8 protein-coding genes are annotated in these 8,076 nt (G+C 63.8%); 2 read left to right on the top strand and 6 right to left on the bottom strand.

Features of this window, described 5'->3' with window-relative positions:
* On the top strand, positions 1-2,545 hold a 2,545-nt coding region (locus EN925_RS13700; RefSeq protein ID WP_164894202.1), incomplete at its 5' end, for a sensor histidine kinase KdpD.
* A complete protein-coding gene (locus EN925_RS13695; protein WP_063168979.1) occupies positions 2,542-3,234 on the top strand; it encodes a response regulator transcription factor in 693 nt (230 codons plus the stop codon). The genes EN925_RS13700 and EN925_RS13695, both read left to right, overlap by 4 nt.
* Positions 3,235-3,249: 15 nt before the next feature.
* On the opposite strand, the gene EN925_RS13690 is transcribed toward EN925_RS13695, so the two are convergent.
* From EN925_RS13690 to EN925_RS13665, 6 genes are all read right to left on the bottom strand, one after another.
* Positions 3,250-4,686 (bottom strand): MFS transporter, encoded by a 1,437-nt coding sequence (locus EN925_RS13690; RefSeq protein WP_063168978.1) that lies wholly within the window; start codon positions 4,684-4,686, stop codon positions 3,250-3,252.
* Between the two features lie 222 nt (positions 4,687-4,908).
* A complete protein-coding gene (locus EN925_RS13685; RefSeq protein WP_063168977.1) occupies positions 4,909-5,388 on the bottom strand; it encodes a DUF992 domain-containing protein in 480 nt (159 codons plus the stop codon).
* 91 nt (positions 5,389-5,479) lie between these two features.
* Entirely contained in the window at positions 5,480-5,956 is a 477-nt protein-coding gene (locus tag EN925_RS13680) for a DUF992 domain-containing protein (protein WP_024502781.1), read from the bottom strand.
* Positions 5,957-6,165: 209 nt separating this feature from the next.
* Positions 6,166-7,008, bottom strand: coding sequence for a tetratricopeptide repeat protein (locus EN925_RS13675; RefSeq protein WP_013529652.1), 843 nt, complete (start codon positions 7,006-7,008; stop codon positions 6,166-6,168).
* 138 nt (positions 7,009-7,146) lie between these two features.
* A complete protein-coding gene (gene rpsU / locus EN925_RS13670; RefSeq protein WP_013529653.1) occupies positions 7,147-7,425 on the bottom strand; it encodes a 30S ribosomal protein S21 in 279 nt (92 codons plus the stop codon).
* Between the two features lie 177 nt (positions 7,426-7,602).
* On the bottom strand, positions 7,603-7,989 hold the full coding sequence (locus EN925_RS13665) for an SET domain-containing protein-lysine N-methyltransferase (protein WP_063168976.1): 387 nt from the start codon (positions 7,987-7,989) through the stop codon (positions 7,603-7,605).
* Between the last annotated feature and the right edge of the window lie 87 nt (positions 7,990-8,076).

Here is an 8,076-nt window from a genome sequence, read left to right as displayed (position 1 = left end):
CGTCGAGACGCATGGCCGAAAGAAAACAACGGCCCTGGTCGAGGGCTATGAGTTCATTCCCCGCCGCAAGGTCGACTACAAGGGGCGTATCCTCGACGAGATGGATATCGACGCCATCCTCGCCCGGCGCCCGGCGCTGGTTCTTGTCGACGAGCTCGCCCACACCAACGCGCCCGGCAGCCGCCACCCCAAGCGCTACCTCGACGTCCAGGAGATCCTGACGCACGGCATCGACGTCTATACGACGCTTAACATCCAGCATGTCGAAAGCCTGAACGACGTCGTCGCCCAGATCACCAAGGTCAGGGTTCGCGAGACGGTTCCCGATTCCATCATCGACCAGGCCGACGATGTCGAGATCATCGATCTCACCCCCGACGACCTGATCAAGCGGCTCGAGGAAGGCAAGGTCTATTTCCCCAACACCGCGCAGCGCGCGATCGAGAACTATTTCTCGCCGGGCAATCTGACGGCGCTCAGGGAACTGGCGCTGCGCCGCACCGCGCAGCGTGTCGACGACCAGTTGCTCATCCATATGCAGGCGCACGCCATTCCAGGACCGTGGGCGGCAGGCGAAAGGGTCCTCGTCTGCCTCGACGCGCGACCTGGAGGAGCGGCCCGCGTGCGCTATGCGCGCAGGCTGGCCGACCGGCTGCGTGCGCCGTGGACGGCGCTGCACGTCGACAGCACGCGCTCGGCCAGCATGCCCGAGAATGACAAGGACCGGCTGGCGACGAACCTGCGCCTTGCCCAGCAGCTTGGCGCCGAGGTGACGACCATTCCGGGTCAGAATGTGGCGCAGGACATCGTGCGTTATGCGACGGCGAACAATTTTACCCATATCGTCGTCGGCAGGCCGACCCGGTCGCGCTGGCGCGAATTGATCGAAGGCTCGCTCACCTACGATCTCATCCGCAATGCCGGCGATATCAGCGTCCATGTCATTTCGGGAAGCGAACGCGGCACCGAGGCGGCGTCGCGGAGCGTCAAGGCGGCCGACGAGCAGTGGCAGTTCGAAATCTGGCCCTATCTCAAGGCGACGGCCTTTGTCATCGGCTCGCTCGCCTTCGCCGTCCTTCTCGATCAGTTTCTCGACGTTCGCAATCTGGCGATCATTCTGCTCATCGGGGTGCTGGCATCGGCGGTGACCGGCGGCCTGTGGCCGGCTCTGTATGCTTGTTTCGTCAGCGCCCTTGCTTTCAATTATTTCTTCCTGGAGCCGCGCTATACGCTGACGATCAGGGATCCGGAGAGCATCGTCGCGCTTGGCGTCTTTCTCGTCGTTGCGGTCATTGCCAGCAATCTGACGGCGCGCGTGCAGCGCCAGGCGGTCGCCGCCCGCTCGCGGGCGCGGGCGACGGAGGATATCTACCTCTTTTCGAAGAAGCTCGCCGGCGCCGGGACGCTGGACGACGTCCTCTGGGCCACCGCCTTCCAGATCGCCTCGATGCTGAAGCTGCGCGTGGTGCTGCTTTTGCCGGAAGACGGGACGATCACCGTCAAGGCCGGCTATCCGCCTGATGACACGCTGGCCGAAGCCGACATCGCCGCCGCCCGCTGGGCCTGGGAGCACAATCGTGCCGCAGGTCGCGGCGCCGACACGCTTCCGGGTGCCAAGCGCCTCTATCTGCCCTTGCGGACCGGGCGCACGGCCATCGGCGTCGTCGGCCTCGACAACGACAAGCAGGGACCGTTGCTGACGCCCGAGCAGCAGCGGCTTCTCGACGCACTGGCCGACCAGGCGGCAGTCGCCATCGAGCGTATCCAACTGGTCGCCGACGTCGACCGGGCCAAGCTCGCCGCCGAGGCGGACAGGCTGCGCTCGGCGCTGCTCACCTCCATTTCCCATGATCTGAAGACGCCGCTCGCCGCCATCATGGGCGCCGCCGGCACGCTGCGGGATTTTTCAGCAGCACTTCCCGAACCGGATCGGGCCGAACTGCTGTCGACGGTGCTCGACGAATCCGAGCGGTTGAACCGCTTCATCGCCAATCTGCTCGACATGACCAAGATCGAGTCCGGCGCGATGGAGCCGAACTACGCCTTTCACTATGTCGGCGACATCGTCGGCTCCGCCCTGCAAAGGGCCAGGAAAATCATCGGCGAGCACAAGATCGAGACGGACATCCCCAGGGATTTGCCGATGTTGAAGGTCGACCCGGTGCTGTTCGAGCAAGCGTTGTTCAATCTTCTCGACAATGCGGCGAAATATGCCCCGGCCGGCTCGACGATCCGCGTCCAGGGCTGGACCGACAATGGCTCCGTCCTGCTGCAGATCATGGATGAAGGGCCGGGCATTCCTCCCGGCGATCTGGAACGGATTTTCGACACCTTCTACCGGGTGCGCAAGCGCGACCAGATCCGCGCCGGCACCGGGCTCGGCCTGTCGATCTGCCGCGGCTTCATAGAGGCGATGGGTGGCACGATCACGGCGGCAAACCGGACCGACGGTTCGGGCGCGGTCTTCACCATCAAAATGCCCAAGCCGGCAAATCCGCCCAACTTCGACGCTTCGAATACCGACGATGTGGGTGACCTGGCATGACAAACTCGAACGTCAGGATACTGGTCGTCGATGACGAGCCGCCGATCCGCAAGCTGCTGCGCGTCGGCCTCGGCAGCCAGGGCTACGCGATCAGCGAGGCGCCGAATGCCAGGGCGGCCATCGAGCTGATGGAGGCGGAGAAGCCGGACCTCGTCCTGCTCGACCTTGGCCTGCCCGGCATTAGCGGCCATGAGTTGCTGCGCAAATGGCGCGACGACGGCCTCGACATTCCGGTGGTCATCCTGTCCAGCCGGACCGACGAGGCCGGTATCGTCCAGGCCCTGGAGCTCGGCGCCGACGACTATGTCACCAAACCCTTCGGCATGAACGAACTGGTCGCACGCATCCGCGTGGCGCTCCGCCACAAGTTCCAGCAGCAGGGAGAGAAGCCGATTTTCCAGACCGGCGATCTCAGCGTCGATCTGGTCAAGCGCATCGTCAAGGTCGAGGGCAAGGAGGTAAAGCTGTCGCCGAAGGAATACGACATCCTGCGCATGCTGGTGCAGCACGCCGGCAAGGTGCTGACCCACCATTTCCTGTTGAAGCAGGTCTGGGGCGACTCGTCCGACGTGCAGTATCTCAGGGTCTATGTGCGCCAGCTCAGGCAGAAGATCGAGAAGAGCCCCGACCAGCCACGCTACATCACCACCGAGACCGGCGTCGGCTACCGCCTGCGCGAGGTCGAATGAGCGGGTTGGGCGCTTCTAGCCAGTAGCTTCCAGCTGCTGGCCAAGCGGCTTGGAAACCCGCAAGGCCGCGAGACAGCCGACAATGCCGAGCGGGACGAAGGCAAGAAACAGCCAGGACGCGACATTCGCCGCCGCGTCGTGGTTCAAACCTTGCGAAAAGCCGCTGGCATTGGCGACGATGCCGGCAAGGGCTGCACCCACGGCGTAGCCGATGCGCTGCATGGTCGGCACCGCCGCCGAGGCGATGGTCTGCTCGCTCTTCGGGGCGGAGGCGACGATGACGCGTGTCAGGAACGGCCAGGCGATGCCGAAGCCGCCGCCTTGCAACAGGGCACAGATCAGGATGAGCGGGATGGAGCCCAGGGGTATCGTGTAGGCAAAGCCGGCGATGCCGGCCGCGATCATCACCGCGCCGCCGATGATGATCAGCCGCTCGCGCCGCGGCGGCGCGTTGGCGACCAGGATCGACAGGATCGACCAGGCGATCGATTCGGCGGCGATGATGTAGCCGGTGGTCAGCAGCGGAATGTCGTGAAGGCTGGTCAGCAGCAGCGGCCCGTAGACGCCGAAGGAACAGGTGGCCACCGAAAAAGCGGCAACCATGGTCATGCCGGCGCCGACCGGCGTGCGCCATGAGAACAGCCGCGCCGGGAACAGCCGCGAAAGCGGCTTCAGCGCGTCGATGGTGAAGAACAGCAGCAGGCCGATGAGGCCGAAGGCCATCAGCAGCGAAGAGCGCAGCAAGGCGATGTCGACGCCGGCCGAGGCGATCAGCACCACGGCAACGGCAAGGCAGGCAAGGGCCGCGAACGGGAAGGGCGGCGCCCCGCCTGCGCTCGCCTTCGGCCTCGTCGCCTCCGGCGTGTCGAGCACGATGAAACTTGCCAGCGCCATGGCTGCGCCGCCGAGGGTGAAGATGCCGAAGGCCCAGCGCCATGACAAAAGCTCGGTCATGATCGCGCCGAGCAATGGTCCGCTGAAGGCGGCGACGCCCCAGATCGCCGACATGATGCCGAAAAGCTGCGGCCAGATGGCGCGCGAGAACAGTCGTTCGACCGAGACGAAGGCCAGCGACACCAGCGCACCGCCGCCAAGTCCTTCGATCAGGCGGCCGGCGAGGAACAGTTGCATGGAAGGCGAGGTGGCGCAGATCAGGGCGCCTGCTGCGTAGAGCAGGGCTGCGACCACCATGTTGGTGCGCAAGGGGACATAACTCACCAGCCGTCCGGCGGCCGCGCCGGCAACGATGGCACCGAGTTCGTAGATCGCCAGCGACCAGCCGACGAGCTGCACGCCCGCCAGTTCGCCGACCATGGCCGGCATCACCGTTGCCACCATCGTCTCGTTGGTGGCGTGCAACAGGATGCCGAGGCTGATGAAGCAGAAGCGCGCCAGGTCGCCGCTTGCCCATAATCCGCGCCAGTCGACCTTGTTTGTGCTGATCTCGGTCATTTCCACCCCTGTCTTGCATATCTCGACGCCAGCGCAGGACGCCAGAAGCCAGTGCGGCTTTCCGGCAGGACCATGCGGTTCGACAGCGCCGGATCGGGCGCCGCATCGAGGCGTTGTTTCGTTCGGGGCAGGCTTGTAAAACCTCAACCGGGGTTGAGCTCAAGCGGTTTTTTGAGGACCGTTCGCGCGGCAGCCTTTCCGATTGGCGGGTTCGTTGCGCGATCAGTTCTCGGTGCTGCGCAGCTGGAACTGGCTGACGCCGATCGCGAGGTTCATGCCGGTCTGCGTCTGCAAGCTGAGCGGCTGCAAGGTGAAGGCTTGCGAGGAGCCGCCGACCAGCAGATTGGCGCCGGCGCCGACGGCGGCCGTCACCTCGGCGCTGGCGCCGATGTAGTCGCCGGCCAGCGCACCCGGCGCGTAGATGTTCTTCAGCGGCGTCAGCACGATCCACTGCATGACCGTCTGCTTCGTCGTGCCGATGTCGAGGCCGTATTTGTTGACGGCGCCGAAATAGGCTTCCGACGCGAAGCTCTTGTCGGCGGGGTTGAAGGTGCAGCTCAGATCCTTGCTCGAGCCGAAGATGAAGCCGGTGCCGCCGCCAATGGCACAGTCAAGCGTACCGAGCTCTATGCCTCGGTCCTGCGCCTGCGCTGCTCCGACAAACACGGTAGCGAATATGGCAGCGATGGCTGTCTTCAGCATGATGGTCCCCTCAAAAATCAACGGCGCGGAACCATCCTATCTGGTTCCGCGCCGCGGGGTGAGGGGTCATGGAGCGCACGGCTCCATGCGATCACTTGAATGAATGGATCAGCTGGAGCGAGGTCACGGCCACGGCAAGGTTGACGCCGGTCTGCGCCTGGACGCTGAGCGGCTCCAGCATGAAGGCGCTGTCCAAGCCGCCAACCAGCAGATTGGCGCCGCCGCCGGTCACCACGCTCGCCTCGGCGTTGACGCCGTAATAGCTGCCGGCGAGATCGCCTCCGTCACGGTCCCGGGTCGCAGCCAGCACGGCCCAAACGAGCTGGCCCTGATGCGTCTGGCCGACATCGAGGCCGATCTTGGAGATGACGCCTGTGTAAACCTCGGACGGCCCGTGATGATGAGGCCGGAAGACACAGGACACGCCCTTGTTGGAAGCGACGATATAAGCGGTGCCGCCGTCGATGGTGCAATCGAGCGTGCCGAGTTGCAGCTTGCCGGCGCTGGCTGGAGCCACCGCGAACATCGTCGTGGCGAGGGCAGCGGCGCAGGCGAGTTTCTTGATCATGGGAGGGTCCTTTCGCAAATTGCTTTTCGATAACGGCTTGGGAGGCCAGACCGTTCCGCTGAAAACTTGGCGCGATCAAGGCAGGGGCCGAAAGCCTCCTGCCGGGGTTAATGCGCGGTTGCGAAGTGCGTCTTTTCGGACACGCCAAGGATCCCGCGGCATTTGGATGTCACGCGGATTTGTATGGGAAGCGTTTGCCGAAACCGAGATCAGCTGACGCGGGCGAGGCCATCCTTGGCCGGCTGGTAGGTCGGGTCGAGGCGAACGGCTTCCTTATAGGATTTCGCGGCTTTCGCCTTGTCACCGCGCCGCTCGTAGATCAGCGCCTGGTTGGCCCAGGCCTCGGCGTTCTTGCCGTCGAGCTTGATCGCCATGTTGAAATCGGAGAAGGCGTTGTCCTCGTCATTGGTCGCCAGATAGGAGAGGCCGCGGCCGTTGTAGGGCTCGGCGGCGTCCGGCGCCAGCGAGATGGCGGTCGAGAAATCCTCGATGGCGAATTTGTGCTGGCCCTGGCTCTGATAGATCAGGCCTCGATTGTGGTAGGCGCGCGCGTCGGTCGTATCGAGCTGGATCGCCTTCTGAAAGTCGTTGAAGGCGTCCTGGGTGCGACCCGCCTTGCGGTAGAGATTGCCGCGGCCGATATAGGCGGCGTCATAGTTCGAGTTGATCTGGATCGAACGGTTGTAGTCCGCGAGCGCGGCTTCCTGGTTGCCGAGGAAGCGCTGGATGAGCGCACGATTCGAATAGGCCTGGAAGAAATTCGGATTGAGCTGGATGGCTTGATTGAAATCCTTGAGCGCCGCCTGGTATTGGCCGCCACGGCCATAGGCCGAGCCGCGCACATTGTAGCCTTCGGGATCCTGGGGATTGCGCTGGATGACCGCCGACAGCGAGGAAATGTTCTCGCTCGAGCCTTGCGCCTTGTCGATGTTGTTGAATTCACCGGTCGGGCCCGCCGTTTGGCAGCCGGCAAGCGCCAGTCCGGAGAGCAGGGCCGCTGTCAGGGCGAAACCACGCAATGCGGTCCCGCGCTCCACGCTCGTTGCGTTCATGTCTGCCCTGTCCTCACTTCAAGCCGCGTCGTTCAGATCCGGCTCCCCCTCCGGACCGGTCACATCAAAACAAAAAGGTGGCGGCGATTCCACATCGCGCCACCTCTGATATCCTTCGAAAAGGACGAAAAATTGGCGTTAGAACCGCGGCGGACGCGGAGCGCCAGCTGCACCACCAGCGGCGCCGGCAGCAACAGGGCGCGGCGTCATCGGCAGCAGGCCTTCGCGCTGGGCGCGCTTGCGGGCCAGCTTGCGGGCGCGGCGAACGGCTTCAGCCTTTTCGCGGGCGCGCTTCTCGGACGGCTTCTCGTAGTGACCGCGCATCTTCATTTCGCGGAAAATGCCCTCGCGCTGCATCTTCTTCTTGAGAGCGCGAAGCGCCTGATCAACGTTATTGTCGCGGACGAGTACCTGCACGGGCAATCCTGTCTTTCGGGTTTGATATCAACAGGCAAGCGATCATAGCCGCTAGCCTCCGCGGTGGTTTACACCACGAATTGTGGCGGCTGATAGCAGAATCATGCCGCGCTGTCCACAGCGGAAATGAATTTGCGGTGCCAGCCGCAGTCTGTTTGCCTTGAGATAAGGAGCCGACTAGGCCGTCGCGAGGTGCAGCCGCTCGAAATCCTCGAAGAACTCGCCGTAGTCGCAGGTGATCTCCTCGCCCACGGCGATGTCGCGGGTCGCGGTGGCCCCGCCATATTGCGAAAAATCCGTATTCGGATTGCTGGAATGGTTCATGAAGCGGCCATTGTCGACTTCATAGACCATGAAACCTGGCCGGTCGGGGCTGGGATAGGCATAGCGGTCGAGCAGTTCCCTGAGATGCGGGGGGGCCGCTTCGTATTTGTCCATGGGGACCAGTCGGTCGAAATCCGGATCGAGCCGCCAGATCGAAGCCCCTTTCCTGATCGGCTCCGCAGCGAACACGCCGACGCCTTCGATCGCACTCGCAGTCACATAGGTTCTGATCAACAACATAGTTCCAGACCCCGCTTTTGGACAGAAACGGCATCGCCAAATCGCGGCGAAAAATCAAGACCGGCCGTCTGCCTGGCGGCTATGAAC

Origin of the sequence: Mesorhizobium sp. M7A.F.Ca.US.006.04.2.1 (genome assembly GCF_004022915.1) — a bacterium.
GTDB lineage: Bacteria > Pseudomonadota > Alphaproteobacteria > Rhizobiales > Rhizobiaceae > Mesorhizobium > Mesorhizobium ciceri.
Note: the sequence above shows the minus strand (reverse complement) of the source record. Positions and strands in the feature narration are given on the sequence as shown.

What these genes read in the sequence shown, in the direction of transcription:
- EN925_RS13695 (WP_063168979.1), top strand. Translation starts at nt 2,542, where the DNA reads ATGACAAACTCGAACGTCAGGATACTGGTCGTCGATGACGAGCCGCCG.
- EN925_RS13690 (WP_063168978.1), bottom strand. Translation starts at nt 4,686, where the DNA reads ATGACCGAGATCAGCACAAACAAGGTCGACTGGCGCGGATTATGGGCA.
- EN925_RS13685 (WP_063168977.1), bottom strand. Translation starts at nt 5,388, where the DNA reads ATGCTGAAGACAGCCATCGCTGCCATATTCGCTACCGTGTTTGTCGGA.
- EN925_RS13680 (WP_024502781.1), bottom strand. Translation starts at nt 5,956, where the DNA reads ATGATCAAGAAACTCGCCTGCGCCGCTGCCCTCGCCACGACGATGTTC.
- EN925_RS13675 (WP_013529652.1), bottom strand. Translation starts at nt 7,008, where the DNA reads ATGAACGCAACGAGCGTGGAGCGCGGGACCGCATTGCGTGGTTTCGCC.
- EN925_RS13665 (WP_063168976.1), bottom strand. Translation starts at nt 7,989, where the DNA reads ATGTTGTTGATCAGAACCTATGTGACTGCGAGTGCGATCGAAGGCGTC.